At 73.2% G+C, this 22,350-nt stretch carries 20 protein-coding genes; 7 read left to right on the forward strand and 13 right to left on the reverse strand.

Features of this window, described 5'->3' with window-relative positions; translation table 11 throughout:
- Positions 1-25: 25 nt before the first annotated feature.
- The 3 genes from ABD234_RS01060 to ABD234_RS01070 all read right to left on the reverse strand — a co-directional run bounded on the left by ABD234_RS01060 (position 26) and on the right by ABD234_RS01070 (position 3,198).
- Positions 26-1,171: a Gfo/Idh/MocA family protein gene (locus ABD234_RS01060; RefSeq protein ID WP_038370235.1), complete on the reverse strand. Its 1,146-nt coding sequence runs from the start codon at positions 1,169-1,171 to the stop codon at positions 26-28.
- Between the two features lie 148 nt (positions 1,172-1,319).
- The gene (locus tag ABD234_RS01065; RefSeq protein WP_038370234.1) at positions 1,320-2,444 is read right to left on the reverse strand and encodes a Gfo/Idh/MocA family protein; all 1,125 of its coding nucleotides are present in this window, start codon (positions 2,442-2,444) and stop codon (positions 1,320-1,322) included.
- A gap of 7 nt (positions 2,445-2,451) precedes the next feature.
- On the reverse strand, positions 2,452-3,198 hold the full coding sequence (locus tag ABD234_RS01070; protein WP_038370233.1) for a sugar phosphate isomerase/epimerase family protein: 747 nt from the start codon (positions 3,196-3,198) through the stop codon (positions 2,452-2,454).
- Positions 3,199-3,324: 126 nt separating this feature from the next.
- On the opposite strand from ABD234_RS01070, the gene ABD234_RS01075 reads away from it, so the two are divergent.
- Positions 3,325-4,152, forward strand: coding sequence for a transglutaminase-like domain-containing protein (locus ABD234_RS01075; RefSeq protein ID WP_051486405.1), 828 nt, complete (start codon positions 3,325-3,327; stop codon positions 4,150-4,152).
- 35 nt (positions 4,153-4,187) lie between these two features.
- Here ABD234_RS01075 and ABD234_RS01080 read toward each other — a convergent pair whose 3' ends face one another.
- Positions 4,188-5,120, reverse strand: coding sequence for a PAC2 family protein (locus ABD234_RS01080; RefSeq protein WP_051486404.1), 933 nt, complete (start codon positions 5,118-5,120; stop codon positions 4,188-4,190).
- Between the two features lie 169 nt (positions 5,121-5,289).
- Here ABD234_RS01080 and ABD234_RS01085 point away from each other — a divergent pair, with 169 nt between their 5' ends.
- Positions 5,290-5,637, forward strand: coding sequence for a 4a-hydroxytetrahydrobiopterin dehydratase (locus ABD234_RS01085; RefSeq protein ID WP_084148179.1), 348 nt, complete (start codon positions 5,290-5,292; stop codon positions 5,635-5,637).
- Positions 5,638-5,686: 49 nt separating this feature from the next.
- Here the strand turns inward: ABD234_RS01085 and ABD234_RS01090 are convergent, their stop codons facing one another.
- A complete protein-coding gene (locus ABD234_RS01090; RefSeq protein ID WP_038370232.1) occupies positions 5,687-6,481 on the reverse strand; it encodes a sulfite exporter TauE/SafE family protein in 795 nt (264 codons plus the stop codon).
- Positions 6,482-6,556: 75 nt separating this feature from the next.
- Here ABD234_RS01090 and ABD234_RS01095 point away from each other — a divergent pair, with 75 nt between their 5' ends.
- From ABD234_RS01095 to ABD234_RS01105, 3 genes are read left to right on the forward strand one after another with little or no spacing between them, the layout of a single operon-like run.
- On the forward strand, positions 6,557-7,657 hold the full coding sequence (locus ABD234_RS01095) for a winged helix DNA-binding domain-containing protein (protein ID WP_038370231.1): 1,101 nt from the start codon (positions 6,557-6,559) through the stop codon (positions 7,655-7,657).
- A 14-nt stretch (positions 7,658-7,671) separates the two neighbouring features.
- Entirely contained in the window at positions 7,672-8,643 is a 972-nt protein-coding gene (locus ABD234_RS01100) for a GNAT family N-acetyltransferase (protein WP_038370230.1), read from the forward strand.
- Between the two features lie 59 nt (positions 8,644-8,702).
- Positions 8,703-9,290, forward strand: a complete 588-nt coding sequence (locus ABD234_RS01105) for a CG0192-related protein (protein ID WP_038370229.1) — start codon at positions 8,703-8,705, stop codon at positions 9,288-9,290.
- Between the two features lie 205 nt (positions 9,291-9,495).
- On the opposite strand, the gene ABD234_RS01110 is transcribed toward ABD234_RS01105, so the two are convergent.
- The 8 genes from ABD234_RS01110 to ABD234_RS01145 form a co-directional block, all read right to left on the reverse strand.
- The gene (locus tag ABD234_RS01110) at positions 9,496-10,320 is read right to left on the reverse strand and encodes a TrmH family RNA methyltransferase (protein ID WP_038370228.1); all 825 of its coding nucleotides are present in this window, start codon (positions 10,318-10,320) and stop codon (positions 9,496-9,498) included.
- A gap of 20 nt (positions 10,321-10,340) precedes the next feature.
- A complete protein-coding gene (locus ABD234_RS01115) occupies positions 10,341-10,850 on the reverse strand; it encodes a putative immunity protein (RefSeq protein WP_038370227.1) in 510 nt (169 codons plus the stop codon).
- Between the two features lies 1 nt (position 10,851).
- Entirely contained in the window at positions 10,852-11,265 is a 414-nt protein-coding gene (locus tag ABD234_RS01120) for a VOC family protein (protein WP_038370226.1), read from the reverse strand.
- 16 nt (positions 11,266-11,281) lie between these two features.
- Positions 11,282-12,112, reverse strand: coding sequence for a GH25 family lysozyme (locus ABD234_RS01125; RefSeq protein ID WP_038370225.1), 831 nt, complete (start codon positions 12,110-12,112; stop codon positions 11,282-11,284).
- Between the two features lie 107 nt (positions 12,113-12,219).
- Positions 12,220-13,599 (reverse strand): multidrug effflux MFS transporter, encoded by a 1,380-nt coding sequence (locus ABD234_RS01130; RefSeq protein ID WP_051486402.1) that lies wholly within the window; start codon positions 13,597-13,599, stop codon positions 12,220-12,222.
- Positions 13,600-13,686: 87 nt separating this feature from the next.
- Positions 13,687-14,715: a CPBP family intramembrane glutamic endopeptidase gene (locus ABD234_RS01135; protein WP_344353449.1), complete on the reverse strand. Its 1,029-nt coding sequence runs from the start codon at positions 14,713-14,715 to the stop codon at positions 13,687-13,689.
- A 92-nt stretch (positions 14,716-14,807) separates the two neighbouring features.
- Positions 14,808-15,587, reverse strand: coding sequence for a queuosine precursor transporter (locus tag ABD234_RS01140; RefSeq protein ID WP_038370224.1), 780 nt, complete (start codon positions 15,585-15,587; stop codon positions 14,808-14,810).
- Positions 15,588-15,606: 19 nt separating this feature from the next.
- On the reverse strand, positions 15,607-16,263 hold the full coding sequence (locus ABD234_RS01145) for a TetR/AcrR family transcriptional regulator (protein ID WP_344353452.1): 657 nt from the start codon (positions 16,261-16,263) through the stop codon (positions 15,607-15,609).
- A 161-nt stretch (positions 16,264-16,424) separates the two neighbouring features.
- Here ABD234_RS01145 and ABD234_RS01150 point away from each other — a divergent pair, with 161 nt between their 5' ends.
- Both ABD234_RS01150 and ABD234_RS01155 read left to right on the forward strand, forming a co-directional pair.
- Positions 16,425-19,247, forward strand: a complete 2,823-nt coding sequence (locus ABD234_RS01150) for an MMPL family transporter (RefSeq protein WP_344353454.1) — start codon at positions 16,425-16,427, stop codon at positions 19,245-19,247.
- Entirely contained in the window at positions 19,244-22,021 is a 2,778-nt protein-coding gene (locus tag ABD234_RS01155) for a YhgE/Pip domain-containing protein (protein WP_038370222.1), read from the forward strand. The genes ABD234_RS01150 and ABD234_RS01155 overlap by 4 nt, the downstream gene beginning before the upstream one ends.
- Positions 22,022-22,350: the final 329 nt, after the last annotated feature.

The raw sequence follows: 22,350 nt of genomic DNA on the forward strand, positions 1-22,350 counted from the left end.
GGAGGGTCGGGGCGCGGACGACGGGTCAGAGCGCGACGGTGCGGCCGTCCTGGGCGTCCGAGGCGATCACGGCGTCCAGCACGCGCTGCAGGGCCAGCCCGTCCTCGAAGGCGGGGGAGAAGGCTCCGGGGTGCCCGGCGGCGACCGCCTGCAGGAGGTCGCGCGCCTGGTGGGTGAAGGTGTGCTCCCATCCCAGCACGTGGCCCTGCGGCCACCAGCCGGCGAGATAGGGGTGCTCGGGCTCGGTGACGAGGATCCGGGTGTAGCCCTGCTCGGCGATCGGAGCGGTCGCGTCGAGGAACCACAGCTCGTTGGGGCTCTCGAGGTCGAAGCGCAGCGCCCCGCGGTTCCCGAACAGCTCGATGCGCAGCTGGTTCTTGCAGCCGGTGGCCACGCGGCTGGCCTCCACCGAGGCGAAGGCGCCGCCCTCGAGCTCGAGGGTCGCCCAGGCGGCGTCGTCGACGGTGACCGGTTCGGGGCCGTCCTCGCCGGGACGCTCGGGCACGAGGGTCGCCAGGCGTCCGCGCACGGCAAGGGTCCGCGCACCGGTGAGGTACTGCACCTGGTCGATGGCGTGGGAGGCGATGTCGCCCAGCGCCCCGGATCCGGCGGTCTCGCGACGCAGGCGCCAGGTCATCGGCGCCTCCTCGTCGACCAGCCAGTCCTGGAGGTAGGAGGCGCGCACCTGCCGGATCGTGCCCAGGCGACCGGCGGCGACGAGGTCGCGGGCATGGGCCAGGGCCGGGACGCGCCGGTAGTTGAAGCCCAGCGCTGCGACCTGGCCGCGCTCGGCGGCGGCGCGGGCGGCGGCGACCATGGCCTCGGCCTCGGCCGGATCGTTCGCCAGGGGCTTCTCGCACAGCACGTGCTTGCCGGCCTCGAGAGCCGCGATCGCGATCTCGGCATGGAGGAAGCCGGGGGTGCAGATGTCGACGATGTCGATGTCGTCCCGGGCGATGACGTCTCGCCAGTCGGTGGCGGACTCCTCCCAGCCCAGGCGCTGCGCCGCGGCGCCGACCCGCTCCTGGTCCCGGCCGACGATGACGCGGCGGATGACCGGTGGGGTCTCGAAGGCGGCGTTGACGGTGCGCCAGGCCTGGGAATGGGCGCGGCCCATGAACTCGTAGCCGATCAGGGCGACGGCGAGGGGGCGGTCGGCGGGATGGGGCACGGGATCCTCCGGAGCAGGACGAGGTCAGGACACGGGACGGATGGGGACGAGGGGACGGGGGCGGAGCAGGGGAGCGGACGGATCTGGGGCGCGTGCTGCCGGGTGCCCGGCCCCGCGGGATGCAGGGCCGGGCACCCGGCGGGCGGTGTCAGAGCGTCGCGACCGCGGGGTCGAAGTCCGCCGGCAGCGGCTCGGGGACGGTCGCGGTCGAGGCGACCTCGACGACGGCGCCGGACTCGACGGCCTCGCCCACGGAGACCATGACGTCCAGCACGTGCGCGGCGAGCTCGCCGGTGAGGCGATGGGGGACGCCCGCGCGGATCGCCCGGCCCATCTCGAGCAGACCGAGACCGCGGCCGAAGACGGGGCCGGTGGCCTCCTGCTCGCTCCAGGCGGGCTCCTCGGTGTTCTCCCGCAGCGCGACCTTGCTGGGGCCGTCGAACACGTTGGGGTCGGGCAGGGCGATGGTGCCCCGGGATCCCTGCACCTCGAGCACGTGCGGGTAGTTGGTGCCCGCGTCGAAGGAGAGCAGCACGCTCGCGTTGGACCCGTTCTCGAACTGCAGCAGGGCGGAGACCTGCGTGGGGACCTCGACCTCGAAGACGGTGCCGGCCTTGGGGCCGGAGCCGATGGTCCGCTCGGGCACGGACTGGGAGCCGACCGCGGAGACCCGGGCGACCGGACCGTGCGCGAGCACCAGGCTGGTGAAGTAGTACGGGCCGATGTCGAACAGCGGTCCGGCGCCGACCTGGAACAGGAACTCGGGGCTGGGGTGCCAGGACTCCGGGCCCGGGGTGCGGAACAGCGCCAGGCCCGAGCGGACCTCGCCGATCTCGCCGGAGGCCACGGCGCGCAGACCGCTCTGGATGCCGGCGCCGAGCACGGTGTCGGGCGCTCCGCCCACGCGCAGCCCCTTCTCCTCGGCGTAGCGCAGCAGCTCCTGCGCGCTCTCGCGATCCGTGGTCAGCGGCTTCTCGCTCCACACGTGCTTGCCGGCGTCGAGGATGGCCTTGGAGACCTCGAAGTGCGCGACCGGGATCGTCAGGTTGACGACGATCTCGATCTCCGGGTGCTCGAGGACGACCTCGACCCCGCCGTGCGCGGGCACCCCGAACTCCTCGGCGCGCGCGGCCGCGGCCTCGGGGACGATGTCCCCGATCGCGAGGACGCGCACGTCCGGGAAGGAGGAGAGGTGCTCGAGGTACTGGGTGCTGATGACCCCCGCGCCGATGATGCCGACGCCGAGGGGGCCGGTGGTGGTGGACTGGTTCATGTGCTTCTTATTCTCCGTTCGACTGAAGTCGTCCTAATGCTTCCCGGGACTGCCGGATTCCCTCCAGCACGTCTCCGGCGTAGTCATCGAACTCGATGACTCCGATCTCGAGCCACGGTGCGGCCTCGAGGATCGCGGGCACGTCCATCTCACCCTGTCCGATCGGCTTCTGCTGCGATGTCTCGCGATTCAGAGGGCCGTCCTTGAGGTGCGCGAGCTGGACCTGCTGGCCGAGGCGGCGCAGCAGCTGCGCCGGGTCCTGGCCGCCGACGGCGGCCCAGAAGGTGTCGACCTCGAGCACCACGCGCGGGTCGAGGTCCTCGGAGAGGACCTCCAGCCCCGTGCGGCCCTCGAAGTCCGTCTCGAGCTCGAACTCATGGTTGTGGTAGCCCAGGCGCACGCCCTCCTCGGCCGCGGTGCCGGCGAGGCCGTTGAGCAGATCGGCCGTGCGCCGGATGTCGTCGACCGACGTCCAGTGCGACCGGTCGCGGTGCGGCTCGATGACGGTGCGCACCCCGAGGTTCGCGGCCACGCCGAACAGCCGGGCGGGATCCGCCTCGGCGAGCACGCCGGCGTGCGTGGACGGGGCGGAGAGCCCGAGCTCGGGCAGGGCGGTGCGCAGGGTGTCGGCCCAATCGAGGATTCCGAAGGGCTCGACGCTCTCGAAGCCCATGTCGCGCAGGGACGAGAGGGTCGCGATCGGGTCGGCGGCCAGGGCCTCCCGGACGCTGTACAGCTGGACCGATATGAGCATCAGGGCTCCTTGGGGACGACGTTGTCGCGGTGCACGCGCGGAGGCACCAGCCTATGCCAGAACCCGTGGCGGTGGTCACCTCGACCAGGCTGCGCGTCCCGGGGCCGCATGCCCCAGACTGGTCGCATGACAGCACCCTGTTCTTCGGCAGCGCCGCTGCGCCGTTCGGTCTCCGCCCGCCTGCGTGCGCGGGTCGCCCAGGGCACCGATGTGGCGCTGCTCGTGGCCGCCGCGGCGCCGGGCTCCGCCCCGGAGACCCTCGAGGTCCTCGCCGGCGGCGTCCCCTGGGAGGTGGAGACGGGCAGCGATCCCTTCGGCAGCCGGGTGCACGTCCTGCGGGACCTCCCCGAGGGCACCGTCGAGATCGTGTACGCCGCGCAGGGCGTCGGCCCGGCCGCCGAGCCGGAGGTCTCGCCGATGGACGCGGTGACCTATCTGCGGCCCTCCCGCTACTGCGAGGTGGACGAGTTCGGGCGCATCGCCGAGGACATCGTCGACGGGCGCACCGGGGGCGAGGCCGCGCACGGCATCATCGACTGGGTCGCCTCGCACCTGGAGTACGTGCTCGGGGCGAGCACGGTGCAGGATTCGGCGCGCTCGACCTTCGTCTCGCGCCGCGGGGTGTGCCGGGACTATGCGCATCTGGCGACGACGCTGCTGCGCGCGGCAGGGATCCCCGCCCGCTGCGTGTCGGTCTACGCCCCGGGGCTGCACCCGATGGACTTCCATCTGGTGGTCGAGGCCCTCGTCGAGGGCCGCTGGCTGGTGCTGGACGCCACCCGGCTCGCGCCGCGCCGGTCGATGCTGCGCATCGCCACCGGCATGGACGCGGCCGACACGGCGTTCATGACGACGCTGACCGGGGACGTCCGCCTGGAGACGATGCAGGTCGTCGCGACGGTCGACCCGGTGCTCCCCGCGGAGGTCTGGGCCGAGGACGTCGCCCTGCGCTGATCCCGGGAGCGACCGGCGCGGGGACGGACCGCGTCTCAGGCGGGCGGCTCCATGTCCGGGCCGTCCTCCTGGCCCGTGTCCTTGTCGTCCTCGTCGCCGAGCCCCGCGAGGTACTGCTCGACCTCGGCGGCGATGTCCTCCGCGGTGGGCACCTCGACGCCGCCGCCCCCGGTGATCATGCGGTCGTACTGCTGCTCGAAGCCGGTGACGATCTGTCCCAGCTGCGGGGAGGCGGCGACCTGCGCGGCGACCGAGTCGCGGATGGGCCCGGCCTGAGCCTCGAGCGCGTCCACCGGGAGCTCCGGCCCCTGCTCCTCCTGCACCGCGCGCAGCAGCGAGATCGCGGCATCGGGGTAGGTGATGTCATGCAGGTACTGCGGCACGTGCGCGACCAGCCCGACGACGTCGTGGCCGGACTCGGCCAGACGCAGGGTGAGCAGCGCCGTGAAGGGAGCCCGGAGGCGGAAGACGCCCGGCATCGGCCGGCGCACCGAGATCACGTCGGGATCTCCGGCGAAGCGCGTGACCGGCAGCTCCCGGGTATGGGGGACGGGCGCGGGAAAGCTCTGCAGCATGAGCGTGCGCTCGATGCCCAGCTGCTCGACCACGATCTTCAGCGCGGCGGTCACGCGCTCCCACTGGAAGGACGGCTCCGGACCGGTGAGCAGGAAGAACGGCTCCCCGTCGGGTCCGGTCACCTCGTGCAGGAGGATCTGGGGGCGCTGGTAGTCCTGGAAGTGGTCCAGCTCGAGGGTGACCTCGGGGCGCCGGCCGGCGTAGTCGTAGATCTGGTCCATGTCCAGCCGACCGACCACGCGGCTGGGCAGCGAGTTGAGCAGATGGTCGTCGATGGTGGCCTGGGCGGCCGCCGCATCGCTGAAGGATCCCAGCGTCACCAGGAGGACGCGCGCCGACAGCGAGCGCGAGTCCACGTGGCGTTCGTAGCTGAAGAGCGTCGTCGGGTCCATGACTCCTCCTGGTGCCGGGGCCGCGCGCGGAGCGGGCGGCGACATGCTGATATCCCGAGGAACGCCCCGTGTCGCAGCGCTATTCCTGCGCACGGCGCGATGGGGGAGGCGCGCATCACATCGTCGCCGGGGGTGGGCAGGAGAGCCCGGCTGTGCCAGGGTCGGGGCCATGAGCACACACGGAAGCACACCGACAGGCCCGTCGCCCCGGGAGGCGATCTCCGGGGAGGCGCTGCGCGCCGCCCTCGCCGAGGCGGGGGCAGAGCAGTGGCGTGCGCAGGAGGACGGGCTGCGCGCCCGCTTCGCGACCGGCGACTTCGCCACCGGGCTGGACCTGGTCGCGCGGATCGGCCGGCTCGCGGAGGAGGCCGATCACCACCCCGACGTCCTGCTGACCTATCCCGCGGTCGAGGTCACGCTGATCAGCCATGACGTCGCCGCCGTGACGGGCCGCGACGTGATGCTGGCGGGCCGGATCGGCGACGCGGCCCGTGAGATGGGCGTCGCCCTCGACTGACGGCGCGCACAGCGGGACGAGCATGTACAGCGGGAATCCGCTGTGTCGATCAGATCAGCAGCTGCAGCGTGTCCCAGGCCAGACGCAGCGACAGCCCGCCGGTGACCACCAGGAACACCACCCGCACGAAGGCGGAGCCGAAGCGCAGCGCGAGGCGTGCGCCGAGGTAGCCGCCGGCGATGTTCGCGAGCGCCATCACGGCGCCCAGCAGCCACCACACATGTCCCTGCACGCCGAACACGAGCAGGGCCCCGAGGTTGGTGGTGAGGTTCGCGAGCTTCGCATGGACGCTGGCCTCGAGGAACCCGTACCCCAGCAGCGCGACCATGAGGATGATGAAGAAGCTGCCGGTCCCCGGGCCCAGCACCCCGTCGTAGACGCCCACGCCCAGACCGATCCCAGCGGTGCGCAGCACATGCGGCGCGCCGTGGTGGCGCGGTGAGTGCTCCAGGCCCATCACCGGACGGCGCAGCGTGTGGACGCCCACCGCCAGCAGCGCGACCAGCACGATGGGGGACATCCACGGCCTGGGGATGAAGCTCGCGATCATGGCGCCCGCAGCGCTGCCGAGCGCCGCGCAGACCACGAGGGGCACCACGGTGGCCAGCACCGGACGCACCCGCCTCATGTAGGTGAGGGAGGAGATCGCCGTCCCGGCGGCGCTGGCGACCTTGTTCGTCCCCAGCACCGTGCCGGTGCTCGTGCCCGCCGGCAGTCCGGTCAGCAGAGCGGGCAGCTGCACCAGGCCGCCTCCGCCCACGACCGCATCGACCCAGCCCGCCACGAAGGCGGCGCCGAGCAGGAACAGGAGGATCCAGGGGGAGAGGTCGTCGAGGACGGGCACGGATCCAGAGCCTACGGTCCGCGCGGCCCGCACTTCGCGGACACCCGGTGGTCGGCGCGCCGATAGTCTTCCCGGGTGGTCGATCGCACACTCACCCGCGCCCGCCTGGTCGCCCAGGGGCTCGTCGCGGCCGGCGCCGCGGACCCGGCGGAGCTGGCCGCCCGGTTCCTCGCCCTGCAGGGCCAGGACCTCCCCGGCGCCCTGTCCTCGGTGGCCCTGCGCCTGCGCTCCGGCACCGATCCGATCGGCCGCGTCCAGGACGCCTTCGCCCGGGGGGAGCTGGTGCGCGGCTACCCGATGCGCGGCACGATCTTCGTCATGGCCGCGCAGGACGCGCGCTGGCTCACCGAGCTCTGCGCGCCGGCCCAGGTGCGGGCCTCCCTCACCCGTCATCGGGAGCTGGGCATCGCGCAGCATCATCTCGAGCGCGCCCGCGCCCTCGTGCTGGAGGAGGCCGATGCCCCCGGCGGGATCGGCAGGGCGGGGCTGCTCGCGCTCTGGGAGGCGCACGGCATCCCGGTGGCCGCCGGCGCGGGGTACGCGGTCCTGCGCCATCTCATCCAGACCGGGGTGCTGGTGCACGGGCCGCTGGAGGAGGGGGAGAACCGGATCGTCCTGGCGCGGCGCGCCCTGCCGGAGGGCAGCGGGCTCGCGGAGCGCTTCGACGGGGACGAGGACGCCGCGGTCGCGGAGCTCCTGCTGCGCTACCTGCGCAGCCGGGGACCGGCGACGGTCCGCGATGCCGGCTGGTTCAGCAAGCTCCCGCTCTCGCGCCTGCGCGCCGCCCTGCCGCGGATCCGGGACCGGCTCGAGGAGGCCGGGACCGATGCCGCCGGGGAGATGCGCTTCCAGCGCCCGGGCCTGGCGGCCGAGATCGAGGAGGCGGGCGCCGCGGTCGATGCGACCTTCCTGCTGCCCGGCTTCGACGAGCTCGTGCTGGGCTACCCCGACCGCCGCAGCCTCATCGCCGAGGCGGACCATCCCCGCCTGGTGCCCGGCAACAACGGCATGTTCCAGCGGGGCGTGGTGCGTCGGGGGACGATGATCGGCCTCTGGCGGCGCGCCGGCAGGCCCGGTGCCCGCCGGCTGGAGACCGAGGAGTTCGCGCCCTGGCCCGCGATCGCGCGCCGCCAGGCCCGGGGCGCCTTCGCGCGATTCCCGTTCCCCGCGCCATGAGGGAGGATGTGCTCATGACCTCCTCCGCCGAGCTCACCGTCGCCCCGCTGTCCCTCGAGGACGCACCGCAGATCGCCGCGCTGCTGACCCATCTGGAGGCTGTCGACGGCATCGTCGAGACCTTCGACGAGGTCGATGTGCGCGAGATCCTCTCGAGCCCGGGCATGGACCCGGCCGCCGACTCCCGGGGCGTGCGGATCGGCGGCGACCTGGTGGCGATCGTCTGGGTCGGCGTGGGCTCCGCGGCCGATGCCGAGGGCTTCCACCGCGCCGAGGTCTCCGGCGGGGTCCACGCCGAGCATCGGCGCCGAGGGATCGGGGCGCGCCTGCTCGCCTTCGCCGAGGACCGCGCCGCGGCCCTCATGCGGGAGCGTCACCCGGGAGCTCCCCATCACCTGCGGATCAGCGGCGGAGTGGAGACGTCCACCGTGCGCCATCTCCTGCGCCGCGAGGGGTATGCGCCGGCGCGATCCTGGCTGGACCTGGCCCGTGACCTGCCGGGGGAGAGCCTGCCCGAGACGCTGCCGCCCGGCGTGGAGCTGGCGCCCGTCCGCCCGGAGGACAGTCGCGAGGTGCGCCTCGCCCACCTCGAGGCCTTCCGCGACCACTGGGGCAGCGCCCCCATCGACGAGGAGCGCTGGGCGAGCATGTGGGACTCGGCGAAGTCCCGGCACGATCTCGGCACGGTGGCCCGCGACGCCGCCGGGAAGGTGGTCGGCTACGTGCTCGCCGCGCAGTACGAGCCCGACAGCCTGTACGTCGCGCTGGTCGGGACGGTGCCGGCGGCCCGCGGGCGCGGGATCGCCCGGGCGATGCTGGCCAGCACGATCCGACGTGCCGCCGAGGTCGCAGGTCTGCACGAGGTGACCCTCGAGGTGGATTCCGAGAGCCTCACGGGCGCGACCCGGCTGTACGAGGGGCTCGGCTTCCGTCGCCGGCGCGAGCGCGTCACCTTCCAGAAGGACGTCCCGGCCTCGTCGGTCTGACGCGCCGCCGGGTGGCGGGGGAGAGGCCCGCGCCCGGGCCGAGGCGATAGCGTGGTCGCATGGCGATCATCCACCAGGCCCAGCTGACCCCGTCCAAGCCGGAGCTGCTCCGGTCCTTCCTGGACGCCCGTCCGTGGGGAGAGCCGGGGGAGATGGAGGTGCTCGGGGCGTACCGCTTCGACGATCCGGCGGGCGAGGTCGGCGTCGAATGCCATGTGGTCCGGGTGGGCGAGGTCGTGCTCCATGTGCCGCTGGCGTACCGGGGTGCACCGGTCGACGGCGCCGAGGAGCACCTGGTCGGCACGATGCAGCATTCCGTGCTCGGCGAGCGGTTCGTCTACGACGGCGCGCACGACGAGGTGGCGCTGGACTGCTTCCGCCGCGCGCTGTGCGGCGAGCAGGAGCAGGCACCGCTGGAGATCGTCGACGCCGAGGGCCGGCGCGTCGCCGCGCGGGAGCAGTCCGTCGTCCTGAGCCTGGAGGTGGACACGGGCGCCGAGCTCCCGAGCGCCGAGCAGATCCTGGGCGGCGAGCCGTTCAGCATCGCGCGCACCGTCGACCAGCTCGACGGCACGGTGCGCCTGCGGGCGACGTGGCACGACGGCGACGGCGTGGTCGCCGCCTTCGGGGACGGCTCGGAGAGCTGACGCGCCCGCCGCAGGGGTCCGGGCGCTCCGACGCCTCCGGATCCCGCGGCGCATCCCAGGGGAGTCCGCACCAGCGGCTCCGCCCTACTGACTTTACATAACGTACATTATCGGCGCAGTGCCCAGAAGCGCCCGGAGTGCGTCGCCCGCCCGGACCCGTCGCCGGCCGGGATGCGCCGTCGGCCCGGACGCGTCGCCTAGACGCTCATGACCGCAGCCGCTGCCGGGTCGCCTCGTAGAGCACGATGCTGGCCGCGTTCGCCGCGTTCAGGGAGCTCGCGGAACCGGTCATCGGGATGCTCACCATGAGGTCGACGGCTTCGCGCCAGGTCGTGCTGAGGCCGCTGGTCTCGTTGCCGATCACCAGCAGGGTGGGTCCGGTGAGATCGGCGTCGAAGACCTCGGCCTGGCCGTTCTCGTCGGTGCCGAGGATCTGGATGGGGTCGCCGTCCTCGCGGCGGGCACGCACCCAGGCCAGCACGTCCTTCGGCGAGGAGACGCGCACCGTCGGCGTGGCGAACAGCGACCCGGTGCTCGCCCGCACGGCGGCGCTGTCGTAGGGATCGGCCGCGTGTCCGGTCACGATCACGCCGGCGGCGCCGAAGGCATCGGCCGAGCGGATGATCGAGCCGAGGTTCCCGGGGCTCGACGGGCGGTCGAAGGCGACGCCCAGGAAGTCCGGGCCGACGCGGATCCGCGAGAGGTCGTCGCGCGGCATCCGCATCTCCACGATGAGCTCGGGGACGTCCTCGGTCTTCTCCCCCAGCTCCGCCATGAGCTCGGCCGACAGCGCGTAGCGGGGTGCGCCGGCGTCCTCGAGCACCTGGCGGGCCCACGACGAGAGCTCGCGCTCGGCGTCGTAGAGGACCGCCTCGGCGTACCAGCCGTGCTCGAGGGCGATCGTGATGGGACGCACCCCCTGGACCAGGAAGCCCCCCAGGCGCTGGCGCTTGGTGCGGTTGGCGAGCATCGCCTGCCACTGCTGGAAGCGGGCGTTTCGCGTGGTGACGGAGCGGGGTGCGGGCGACATGGGACCAGCGTAGTGCCTGGTCAGTCGGAGAAGGCGTGCCAGCAGATCGCATCGCGCCGGGCCTGGTCCTCCAGCACCAGCGCCCGGATCGCCGCGGGCAGCAGCTCCCGCTGCCAGTCGCGCTCGGCGCGGCCGGCCGACCGGTCCTCGCCGTGCGCGGCACGGACGGCCCGGATCGCGTAGGCGGCGGCGCCGAGGTCGTGCTCGGCGACATGCCCCACGCAGGCGGCCTGCCCTGCCGCGTACGCCGCGAAGCGGGCCGGACCGCGCAGGGGCCGGGCGGCGCCCATGGCGTGGCCGCCGGCGGCGCGGGCCCGCATCATGGGCAGCTCTCCCCCGGCCCAGGCGCGGGCGGCGGCTATCGCCTCGCGCGGGCGCGGATCCTCGGGCCGCTCGTCCTCGAACAGCGCGAGCACGTGCTCGGCGCAGTCGGCCGCCCACAGGGCCAGCAGGCGGTGGTCCTCGTCGCGCAGCGTCCCGCCGCGGCGGATCGTGATCAGGCGCGGGTCGCGCACGGCGGGCAGGATCACCTCAGGCCTCGTCCTCCCCGGCGACGAAGATGCAGAACGGATGGCCGGCCGGATCCGCGAAGACGTACAGGGGCTCCTCCTCGTCCTCGAAGCGGTCCAGCAGGACGGCGGCGCCCAGCGACAGAGCCCGGTCCCGCTGCCGGATCAGGGACTCGGGGTCCGGGACGGTCATGTCCAGGTGCAGCTGCTGGGGCACGGCATGGTCGGGCCAGGTGGAGCGGGCCATGCCGACGGCCTCCTGGATCGCCAGGCGGCGCACCCCGTCCTCGTCGACCAGGACCAGCCAGTCGGGATCGGGGAGGTCCGCGTCGCCGGGACGGTACCGCAGGCCCAGCAGCTGCCGGTAGAACTCGGCGAGGCCGCGGACATCGGGCGTGTCCAGGACGGTCTGCAGCAGGCGGGGATGCTCGCTCATCGGCCTCTCCCCTGCCTCAGATGCCGTTGGCGCCGTAGTCGACCTCGGCGACGAACCGGGCGAAGTCGTCCTCGCCGCTGTACCAGACGTTGGAGTCCCCGGCGAAGGGGCCGCTGGGCGAGTACTGCCACAGCTCCCAGCCCCACCAGCGGCCCGGGAGGGAGGCGATGGGGTCGTAGGAGTAGTTGGCGATGTGCAGCGGGGAGTTGCGCGGGGTCCAGCTGCCGACGTTGTCGTTCCACCAGTGGGCGTTGGTGTAGATCACGGGGCGCCGGCCGGTGTTCTCTCGGTAGTGCGAGGAGAACTGGGAGATCCAGGAGCGCAGGTCGCTGCGGCTGAGCCCGTAGTTCGCCGGGCGTCCGGGGCTGGTCTCGAAGTCGACCATGCCGGGCAGAGTGCGGCCGTCGGGCGTCCACCCTCCCCCGCCGTCGAGGAAGGCGTCGCACTGGGTGATCGGGTCCCCGGTGTCGGGCCGGGCGAAGTGGTATCCGCCGCGGGGCATGCCGACCCGGTCGGCGCCGCGGTACTGGGAGGAGAAGGTCGGGCTCTTCCAGGTGTTGCCCTCGGTCGCCTTGACCCAGGCGAAGCGGGAGCCCAGCTCCCACTGGCGGCCCCAGTCGACGTCGCCCTGCCAGGAGGAGACGTCCTGGCCATGGATCTCCTGATGCACGACGCCCTCGGCCATGGCCGAGGGCGCGGCGGCGAGGGCGGGGATGCCGACGGCGGCGGAGGCGCCGAAGGCTCCGGCGCGCAGCAGGTGGCGGCGGGTATGACCGCCTCCGGGGGCGGTCGAGGAGGTCTGCGGGGGCTCGGGCGTGCGGCGGTGCCGGGGACGGTACGGGGACACGGGATGCTCCTGGAGGTGGGGAAGACGCGACCTGGGAGCCGGCCGCACCTGCGCACACGCTAGCCTCCGGTGAGGCCGGGGTCACGCAGGTGCGGCCGCGTGTCGTCTCAGACGGCCTGCGCCGCGGGGTGCGAGATGCTGCGTCCGCTCCCCCGCCCGGCGATGACGAAGAAGACCATGGAGATGGTGCAGCCGACCACCATCGTGATCGCCATCGGCAGCGAGGAGTGGGTCCCGGCCAGGCCCACCAGCGGCGCCGCGAGCGACGCCGCGAAGGAGAAGCCCAGGCCCAGCATGGCGGAGCCGGTGCCGGCGATCTCGCGGGCCTGCTGCGAGGCCAGTGCCCCGCAGTTGCCGAAGATCATGCCCTGGGGAGCCACGGCCAGGAAGAAGGCCGGCAGCACGATCCAGGCCGGGGTGTCCAGGAAGAGGGCGCCGATCAGCAGGGCCACGCTGGCGCAGCTGACGATGATCAGGGCGACGCGGATCAGCGAGCGGGGATGGAAGGTGCGGGTCAGGCGCGCCGAGAGGAAGGACGCGGACATCATCCCCGCCGAGTTGATGGCGAAGCTGATCGAGTACTGCGTCGAGGTGAAGTGGAGCATCTCCTGGACCACGAAGGTCGATGCGGAGACGTATGCCATGACCGCGAACGCCGAGAACGCGTTGACCAGCAGGTACGCGACGAAGAGACGCCGTGAGAGCAGGGTGCGGCAGTTGTGCAGGAAGGTCCGGAACCCGCCTGCGTGCCGTCTCGAGGGCGGCAGCGATTCCGGGATGAGGAAGATCGTCCCCAGCAGGGACACCAGGGACATGGCCGCGATCACGAGGAAGATCTCGCGCCACTGCCCGAACACCAGGATGATGCCGCCCATCAGCGGCGCGACGATCGGGGCGATCCCGCCGATGCCCTGCATGATGTTCATGATCCGGAACAGCTCGGGGCCGTCGGTCATGTCGATCAGCACCGCGCGGCCCAGCACCATGCCGAAGCCGCCGCCGATGCCCTGCAGCACGCGCAGCACCATGAGCATCTCGGCGCTGGAGGCGAAGGCGCAGCCCAGGGAGCCCAGCAGGCAGAGCACGATGCCCAGCAGCAGCGGGGCGCGCCGTCCGAGCCGGTCCGAGAGGGGGCCGGCGACGACCTGCCCGCTCGCCGTGCCCAGGAAGAACGCGGTGAGGCTGAGCTGCATGCGCGCCGCGGTGGTGCCCAGCTCTCCGGCGACCTCGGGGAAGGCCGGCACGTACATGTCGGTGGCCAGCGGGCCGATCGCCCCCAGGGTGGTCAGGACCACGATGACGAGGATCGTGACCTTGCTGCGGGTGCCGGCGAGCTCGCGCTGCGAGGGCAGATGGGCGAGATCGCGGTCGGCGGCGTCCTCGAGGACGGGGATCGCCCCGGTGATGGTGGGGATGGCACCGGTGGTGGTGGGGATGTCGTCGCGTCCGGGGTCGGAGCGGTGGGGGTCGTGGGCGGCGGGGGCCACGGAGGTCCTCTCTGGATCGGCGGGGAACGAGCCGGGCGGACCCGCAGTGGGTCCGCCCGGCTCGTGCATCCCATCCTAGGGAGTGCCTCAGGGGGTTTGGGAAGGGGACAGGTCCGATCTCTCCGGAGAGCTGGACCACGTCCGTGCCGGATCCGCGGCGCGGCGACGCCGCTCGAGGAGCCAGACGATGCCGACGGCGGCCAGGTCCATGCCGATGAACACGAGCATGAACGGTCCGCCCGCCCCGGCCGAGCGGTCGATCACCAGGCCGCCGCCGCCCGAGAGCAGCGCCGCCAGCACCATGCTGATGAGGTTGTTCGTGACGTGGAAGGCGATCGGCGCCTCGAGCCCGCGGCTGATCAGCGCCATCAGCGCCATGGAGAGGCCGAAGGCGATGTAGTACGCGATCAGCCAGGGGTCGCCCGCGCCGTGGGCGAGGCCGAACAGCACGCTCGAGGCCGCGATGCCCACCGGAAGGGCCACGGCCGCGGGGCGGATCCACGAGGCCACGGCCGCGGTGGTGACGCCGCGGAAGACGACCTCCTCCGCGGCGGCCTGCAGCGGGGTGGTCAGCAGGGCGACCGCGATCAGCCCGAGGGTCGTGGCGGTGATCATCGGCGCGTGCTCCCCCATCGGCACCCAGATCGCCGAGATGCCGTAGACCGCCCCGATGAGCAGGGCGAACAGGCCGAAGTAGCCGGCCATGCGACCCCATCGGAAGCTCCGGCCCACGCGCAGCACCGCCCGCCACGGCACCCCGCCGATCCAGACCGCGAGCAGCAGCGCCAGGGGTGCGAGGACCGCGAGGGAGATGTTGGTCGACAGCAGCAGCAGGGGGCTGAGGCTCATGTCCGAGGGATCGCGGCCGAAGGCGACGGTCTCGAACACCACCACGACGATGGTCAGGGCGATCTGCAGGCCGAACATGGCCACGGCGAGGATCGGGAGGATCACCAGCGGGCGCCACCAGCGCATCCGCAGGTGCGCTCCGAAGGGCCGCGAGGGATCCACGGGCTCGGGGCGGGCGGCGGGACCGGGGGCGGGACCGGCGACCCGGTGGGCGACCGGTTCGGCGACCGGGCCGGCGGCGGGGAGGGGGACGGGATGCTCGCTCATGCTCCCATCGTGGCCCGGCCCGCCGCCGGGCGCCTCGGCCCATCGCCGCTGCCGCCCTCGACGTTCGTCGGGGCGCGGGGCGACGGAGGTCGTCAGGCCTGTGCGGGCAGGTTCCCCCGGCTCGCGCGCAGGCGCTCCTGGTAGGAGGGGTCGGTCCGCTTGATCCATCGGATCACTGCGGAGGTCACGGGGATCGCGGCGTACTGGACGAGCACCTTGTAGAGGAAGCCGAGCACGGTGTACTGGGCCCACTGCTCGACGGTGGTGATGCCGATCGCGGCCGCGGCGATCGAGCAGAAGACGATCGTGTCCACCAGCTCGCCGAGCCCGCTGGAGGTGAGCAGGCGGCCCACCAGGCCGCGCTCGCCGAAGCGGCGCTTCATGCGGCTCATGACGAGGGTGTTCAGGCTCTGCCCGGCGAGGAACCCGAGCAGTCCCGCGAGGACCACGATCCACACCGGCCCCAGCGCGAGCTCGAGGGCCTGCTGCTTGGCGGTGCCGAAGTCATCGGTGAAGCCGGGCAGCTCGATGACGATCTGGTAGGTGATGACCGCGAGGATGTTCATCGCGAAGGCGGTGATCAGGGCGCGGCGGGCGGCGCGGACGCCGTAGATCTCGGTGATGACGTCGCCGAGGATGTAGGCCAGGGGGAAGAGGAAGAAACCGGCGTCGGTGATGATCTCGAAGCCGATGCCGGGCACGGTGCCGAAGAAGACGCCCTTGGAGGCGCCGATCCCCGAGAGGATGACCACCACGGCCATGAGGACCGCGAGGATGTCGTAGTGGGAAGCACCCCGGTCGGCGTAGACCGGGCCGACCGGGCTTCCAGAGGCGAGGGGGACGGATGCTGGGGGTGCGCTGTGCGTAGTCACCCCGGAACCTTACAAGGGCTCAGGCGTCGGGCTCGACGAAGGCCCGCATGGTCCGCAGGATCGTCACGGAGGCGAGGTTCGAGGTGTCCGTGCCCTCGAGATGCTCGATCACCATGAGGTCCACGAAGCTGCCCACGAGCATCTGCGCGAGGTCGCTCACGGCGATCACGCTGTGCTCGCCCTTCGCGCGCATGCCGCTCTCGAGGATCTCGGCGATCACCTCCCGCAGCCGGGTGCGCTGCTCGGTGAGCTGCTCGCGGGCCGTCTCGTTGCGCAGGGAGTAGGCGACCGCCTCGGAGTACAGCAGGTACCACTGCCGGCCGTGGGGGCGGATCGCCTCGAACACGCGCAGCATCATGCCGGCGTCGTCGAGCGCGGCGGCGTCCCCGGGCGCGGCGGCGATCTCCTCGAGCATCTCCCCCACCGAGGCGGTGATGATCGCGATCACCTGGTCGGTGACGTCGGCGAACAGCTCGCCGAAGACCTCGAGCTTGGTCGAGAAGTTGGAGTAGAACGCCCCGCGCGTGTACCCGGCGGCGCTGACGAGGTCGTCGATGGTCGCGCCGTCGATACCCTTGTCCACGAACACGCCGAGGGAGGCGCGCACGAGGCGCTGACGGGTGTTCTCCTTGCGGCGGGTCGTCGAGTCCGGGAGGGGATCGAACAGCTGCTGCATCTCGCCTCCAGGTGCGGGTGGTCGCGTCCGGGCACCCCGCTGCTGTCCAGGGTGCTCGGATATCATCGCGCTCGATACGTTCGTGTATTGAGACTACCGCATGCGGCGCCGTCCGGGGAGACCCGCGGATGTCGGCCGTCGCACATCCGAGGGGAGACCGCGTGTCCTCGTCCCTGTACCGACTCGGCCGCGCCATGGCGCGGGCGCGCTGGAGAGCCGTGGGAGCCTGGGCGCTCCTCATGATCGTGATCGGCGGCCTCGCCCTCGGCCTCGGCGGCGCCTTCTCGACGCAGTTCGAGATCCCCGGCACCCCCTCGCAGGAGGGGCTGGACGAGCTCTCCACCCGCTTCCCGCAGATGAGCGGCACCTCGGGCCAGCTGGTCTTCGTCACCACCGACGGCAGCACCGTCGAGGCCCACCGCGAGGACATCGAGCAGGTGATGGAGCAGGCCGCCGAGGTCGACGGCGTCGAGGCCGCGCCCAGCCCCTTCGAGGACACCAGCCCCGGCACCCGCAACGACGAGGGCACCGCCCTCATCGGCACCGTGCAGATGGCCGGGGCCGTCGGCAGCTTCCCCGAGGGGTCGATCCAGACCCTGGAGCAGATCGCCGAGGATGCCTCCCACGGATCGCTCGAGGTGCACCTGGGCGGGCAGATCCTGCAGAGCTCGGAGGTGCCGATGGGCGCCTCCGAGGTGATCGGCGTCGTCGCCGCCCTGGTCATCCTGGCGCTCGCCTTCCGCTCGCTGATCCCCGCCTTCATCCCGATCGTCACGGCGATCATCGGCGTGGGCGTGTCCATGATGGCGGTGATGGCGCTCGCCGCCGGCATCGACATCCCCGAGGTGACGATCTCCCTGGGGGCGATGCTGGGCCTGGCGGTCGGCATCGACTACGCCCTGTTCATCCTGTCGCGGCATCGGGCGCAGCTGGCCCGCGGCGAGGACGTCGAGGAGTCCATCGGCGAGGCGATCGCGACCTCGGGCAGCGCCGTCATCTTCGCGGGCCTGACCGTCGTGATCGCCCTGGTGGGCCTGTTCGTCACCGGCATCCCCTTCCTGACCATGATGGGCCTGGCCTCGGCCGGGACCGTCGCGCTGGCCGTCGTGGTCGCGCTGACCCTGCTGCCGGCGATCATGGGGCTGCTGGGCGAGCGGCTGCGGCCCCGGAAGGTCCGCCGCGAGATGGCCCGCCACGGCGGCGTGCTGCCGCCCCCGGATCCGGACGCCCCGGTGCGCCGGCCCTTCGGGACCCGCTGGGTGCGCCTGGCCACCAGGGTCCCGGTGCTGACCGTCCTGGTGGTCGTGCTGGTGATGGGCGCCCTCGCCGTGCCGGTCAAGGACCTCCGCCTGGGACTGCCGGACCTCGGCACGGAGAAGCCCGACACCCTCGCCCGGCAGACCTACGACCTCGTCGCCCAGGAGTTCGGCCCCGGCTACAACGGCCCCCTGCTGGTGACCGCGGACATCATCAACAGCGACGATCCGCTCGGCGTGGTCGAGGATCTCGAGTCGCGGGTGGCCGGTCTCCAGGACGTCCAGGAGGTGCAGCTGGCGACTCCCAACGAGGGCGCGGACATGGCGGTGGTCGTGGTGATCCCCACCGGGGCGCAGACCGACGAGTCCACCGCCGACCTGGTCCGCCAGATGCGCTCCCTCGCCCCGGACTGGGAGTCCGAGCTGGGGATCTCCGACATCCGCGTCACCGGGCAGACGGCCGTGGCCATCGACATCACCGACCAGCTCTCGCGCGCGCTGCTGCCCTTCGCGATCTTCGTCGTCGGGCTCTCGCTGATCCTGCTGACGCTCGTCTTCCGCTCCCTGTGGGTGCCGCTCAAGGCCTCCCTGGGCTATCTCATCTCGGTGGGCGCCGCCTTCGGCGTGGTCGCCATGGTCTTCGAGTACGGCTGGGGCAACGCGGCGCTGAACGTGCACGTGGTCGGGCCGGTCATCTCGTTCATGCCGATCATGTGCATGGGCGTGCTGTTCGGGCTCGCGATGGACTACGAGGTCTTCCTCGTCTCGCGGATGCGCGAGGAGTACGTCCACTCCGGGCAGGCGCGGGCCTCCATCGAGCGCGGCTTCACCGGCAGCGCCCCCGTGGTGATCGCGGCGGCGCTGATCATGTTCGCGGTGTTCGCCTCCTTCATCCCCGAGGGCTCCTACATGCTGCAGCCGATCGCCGTCGCCCTCGCCGTCGGCGTGCTGGTGGACGCGTTCGTGGTGCGCATGACGCTGGTCCCGGCCGTGCTCGCGCTGCTCGGCGACCGGGCCTGGCGCCTGCCGGCCTGGCTGGACCGGATCCTCCCGCGCATCGACGTCGAGGGCGAGGGGCTGGTCCGCGTGCTCGAGCACCGCCGATGGACCCAGGCGCACGGACCGAGCGCGATCCGCCTCGAGGGCGCCGTGCTGCCGCTGCTGCCCACCGGCGCCGCCGGCGAGGACCTCGAGGGACGGCTGGGCCCGCTCACCGGCGCCGTCGCCCCCGGCACGCTGCTGCTGGTGCGCAGCGAGGACGCCCCGGCGCGTCGCGCCCTGCTCGCCGCCGTCGGCGGCCGCGCGCGCCCGCTCGCGGGCGTGCTCGCCGTCGGCGACCGCCTCTCCCCCGAGGACATCTCGGCCATCCAGTCCCGCACCCACTGGATCGGGCCCGATGCGGATGTCACCGCCCGGCTCGCCGGCATCTCCCCGCGCACCGCCCGCGGCCGCGTGATCGTGCTCGAGGACGCGACCGCCCTGCTGCGCGCCGGCGAGGACGCCGCGGCCCGGCTCGAGGAGCTGCTGGCATCCGGGGCCTGCGCCGTCGTCGGCGCCCCCGACCCCGATCCCTCGGCCGACCTCTCCGCCCGGCTCCGCGACCCCTCCGTGCTGCGGGCCCTGCGGGTCCACCGCACGCGCGGCGCCGAGGCGGCCCCGCCGGCGCAGCCCGACCGGCCCGACCCCCGCCCGTCGTCCGATCCCGCCCTGGAAGGAGCCCGGTCATGACGGCGCTTCGCAACATCCGATCCCTCCTCGTCGTCCTGCTGCTGCCCCTGCTCGTGGTGGGCGTGGGGATGTGGGCCCTCGCCGGCCGCGTCGACCGGCTGGACGCGGTGCCGGCCGCGGTCGTCAACCTCGACGAGGGCGCGACCATGGAGGTCGACGGCGAGGAGCAGACGGTGCCCTTCGGCCGCATGCTCGCCGGCGGCCTCACCCAGCCGACCACCGTCGCCGACGCCGAGCAGGATGCCACCGCCGGGCTCGACTGGCGCCTGACGGACCTCGAGGACGCGGAGTCCGGCCTGAAGGAGGGCACCTACGCGGCCGTGGTCGTCATCCCGGAGGACTTCTCCGCGAACCTGGTCACCCTCGGCACCCCCGAGGCGGCGCAGGCGCAGCTGACCGTGTACTCCGATGACGCCTCCGGCGCCCTGACCTCGCTGGTCTCCGCCTCGATCGCCGATGCCTCCGCGGCGACCATGAACACCGAGCTCACCCAGCAGTACCTCGACGGCATCTACGTCGGCTTCGGCGACATGAAGGACGGCTTCACCGAGGCCGCCGACGGCGCCGACGAGCTCGCCGACGGCACGGAGGAGCTCGCCGACGGCACCCGGCAGACCGCGGAGGGCGCCGGGCAGCTGGCCGAGGGCACGCAGCAGCTCTCCGGCGGCGCGGGCGAGCTGGCCGACGGCGCCGGGCAGCTCGCCGAGGGCACGGATGCGCTGGCCACGGGCACCGGAGACCTGGCCACCGGCCTCGATCAGCTGGCCACCGGCACCGAGGGCGTCGCCGGCGGCACCCAGGACCTCGCCACCGGCCTGGACCAGCTGGCCACCGGCACCGACGGGGTGGCCGGCGGCTCCCGCGACCTCGCCACGGGCCTGGACCAGCTGGCCACCGGCAGCGAGGGGGTCAGCAGCGGGATCATCGGCGTGCAGCAGGGTCTGCGCGGCACCGACGAGCAGCCCGGCCTCGTCGACGCCACCGGCGCGCTGCGCTCGGGCGTGGAGGGCGACGGCACGGCCGAGAACCCGGGCCTGGTCGCCGGCACCGAGCAGCTGGCGCAGGGCGCCGAGGACTATGCGGCCGGCATCGGCCAGGCGTCCCAGGCGGTCAGCGGCGACGGCACCGCGTCGAACCCGGGTCTCGTCACCGCCGCCGACCAGGTCGCCGGAGGGACGCAGCAGCTCAGCGACGCCCTCGAGGGATCGGGGACGATGGACGACCCGGGGATGCTCGCCCTCGCCCAGCAGATCGAGGACTACTGCGCCGGCAGCGGGGCGGCATCGGACGCGCAGGAGGAGCCCGCCGCCTCGGACGGCGGCGGTACCGCGGCATCGGACGGCGGCGGGCAGGAGGCTCCGGCCGCGGCCGGGCCCGATCCGCAGCTGTGCGCCATGGCCGGCGGCCTCTCCCAGTACGCCTACGGCGTGGACACCGCACTGCACGGCGACGAGGACTCCGGCCGGGCCGGCCTCGTCGAGGGGACGCAGGGCGTCTCCGCCTACGCCCACGGGGTCGAGACGGCCTTCACCGGCGACGGCACCGACCAGAACCCCGGCCTGGTCGCCGGGGCCGAGGACCTCGCCACCGGTGCCCGCACCCTCGCCGACGGCATCCCCGCCCTCGCCGAGGGCATCGCCCAGGTCGACGACGGGACGGTGGCCCTGGCCGGGGGCGTGGACCAGCTCGCCGACGGCTCCGGACAGCTCTCGACCGGGTTGCGGCAGAGCGCCGACGGCGCCGGGTCCCTCGCCGACGGCACCGGCCAGCTCGCCGACGGCGCACGACAGAGCGCCGACGGGGCAGGACTCCTCGCCGACGGCACGGGCGAGCTGGCCACGGGCACCCGCCAGAGCGCGGACGGCGCGGGGCAGCTGGCCGAGGGCGCCGACGAGCTCGCCACCGGCACCGACGGGCTCGCCACCGGCGCCGGGTCCCTCGCCGACGGCACCGAGGAGCTCGCCACCGGCGCCGGGGACCTCGCCGACGGCACCGACCAGCTGGCCGACGGCGCGGGCGAGCTGGCCGACGGCACCGACGAGCTCGCCTCCGGGCTGCGCGACGGCGCCGAGGACGTCCCCCGGTACACCGAGGCCGAGCGCACCCGCATGGCGCAGATGGCCGCGGAGCCGATCACGACCGTCGCCGAGCGGGAGAACGCGGCCGACGGTGCGGCGACGGCCACGTTCCCCTTCGTGGTGGGCCTGGCGCTGTGGCTCGGCGCGTTCAGCGTCTTCCTGCTGCTGCCCGCCCTCTCGCGCCGGCTGCTGGACGCGGCGATGCCCATGTGGCAGGTGGTGCTGCGCAGCCTGCTCCCGGCGTTCGCGGTCGGCATCGTGCAGGCCGTCGCGGTCCTGTCGATCGTGACGTTCCTGGGGGTCTCCCCGGTCTCGCCCCTCGCGGTGGGGGTGATCTCCCTGGCCGCGGCGCTCATGTTCGCCGCCTTCCATCAGGGGCTGCTGACGGTGCTCGGGGAGCGCGTCGGCCGGATCGTGTCGATCGTGGTGATGGTGCTGCAGGTGGTGGCACTGGTCGGGGTGCTGCCGCTGGAGACCGCTCCCCCGCTGCTGCAGTCGATCAGCGCGCTGATGCCGCTGTCGATCGTCTCGCAGGGGCTGGTGCACGCCTCCCTCGGCGGTTCGCTCGTATCGACGTCCAGCACGCTGCTCGGCATCGGCGCCTGGCTCGCGGCCTCGCTCGCGGCGACGCTGATCGCCTCCCGCGGGGCGCGCCTGGCCGATCCGCCGTCGATGCTGCGGCCGCTTCCCGCCTGACCGGCCGCCGGTCCCCCGTCGGAGGACCCGCCCGTGCCCTGTGCGCACGGCGCGGGTCCTTCGGCGTTCCGGGCCGGCTCCCGCGGCGTTCCGGACCGGCTCCCGCGGCGTTCCGGACCGGCTCCCGCGGCGTTCCGGACCGGCTCCCGCGGCGTGAGGTGCGAGTCGCGGGATGCGTCCGAAAAGGTCAATTCGGGTTCAGATCCGTTCCCGTGCGGGTCAAGGACGCCGTGGGCGACAAACCGTCGGTCAAGGTCCCTGCCCTGTGTGTTCAGGCCCCTGGGATCCGCCCTCGGCGCCTCCTAGCGTGGTGGTCGTGAGCGGATCCC

Source organism: Brachybacterium phenoliresistens, assembly GCF_039530785.1.
Classification (GTDB): Bacteria; Actinomycetota; Actinomycetes; order Actinomycetales; family Dermabacteraceae; genus Brachybacterium; species Brachybacterium phenoliresistens.

Coding starts and splice junctions, on each gene's coding strand:
- ABD234_RS01135 (WP_344353449.1), bottom strand. CDS start 14,715: ATGAGCGAGCATCCCGTCCCCCTCCCCGCCGCCGGCCCGGTCGCCGAA.
- ABD234_RS01075 (WP_051486405.1), top strand. CDS start 3,325: ATGACAGCACCCTGTTCTTCGGCAGCGCCGCTGCGCCGTTCGGTCTCC.
- ABD234_RS01100 (WP_038370230.1), top strand. CDS start 7,672: ATGACCTCCTCCGCCGAGCTCACCGTCGCCCCGCTGTCCCTCGAGGAC.
- ABD234_RS01120 (WP_038370226.1), bottom strand. CDS start 11,265: ATGAGCGAGCATCCCCGCCTGCTGCAGACCGTCCTGGACACGCCCGAT.
- ABD234_RS01065 (WP_038370234.1), bottom strand. CDS start 2,444: ATGAACCAGTCCACCACCACCGGCCCCCTCGGCGTCGGCATCATCGGC.
- ABD234_RS01155 (WP_038370222.1), top strand. CDS start 19,244: ATGACGGCGCTTCGCAACATCCGATCCCTCCTCGTCGTCCTGCTGCTG.
- ABD234_RS01110 (WP_038370228.1), bottom strand. CDS start 10,320: ATGTCGCCCGCACCCCGCTCCGTCACCACGCGAAACGCCCGCTTCCAG.
- ABD234_RS01070 (WP_038370233.1), bottom strand. CDS start 3,198: ATGCTCATATCGGTCCAGCTGTACAGCGTCCGGGAGGCCCTGGCCGCC.
- ABD234_RS01105 (WP_038370229.1), top strand. CDS start 8,703: ATGGCGATCATCCACCAGGCCCAGCTGACCCCGTCCAAGCCGGAGCTG.
- ABD234_RS01085 (WP_084148179.1), top strand. CDS start 5,290: ATGAGCACACACGGAAGCACACCGACAGGCCCGTCGCCCCGGGAGGCG.
- ABD234_RS01080 (WP_051486404.1), bottom strand. CDS start 5,120: ATGGACCCGACGACGCTCTTCAGCTACGAACGCCACGTGGACTCGCGC.
- ABD234_RS01145 (WP_344353452.1), bottom strand. CDS start 16,263: ATGCAGCAGCTGTTCGATCCCCTCCCGGACTCGACGACCCGCCGCAAG.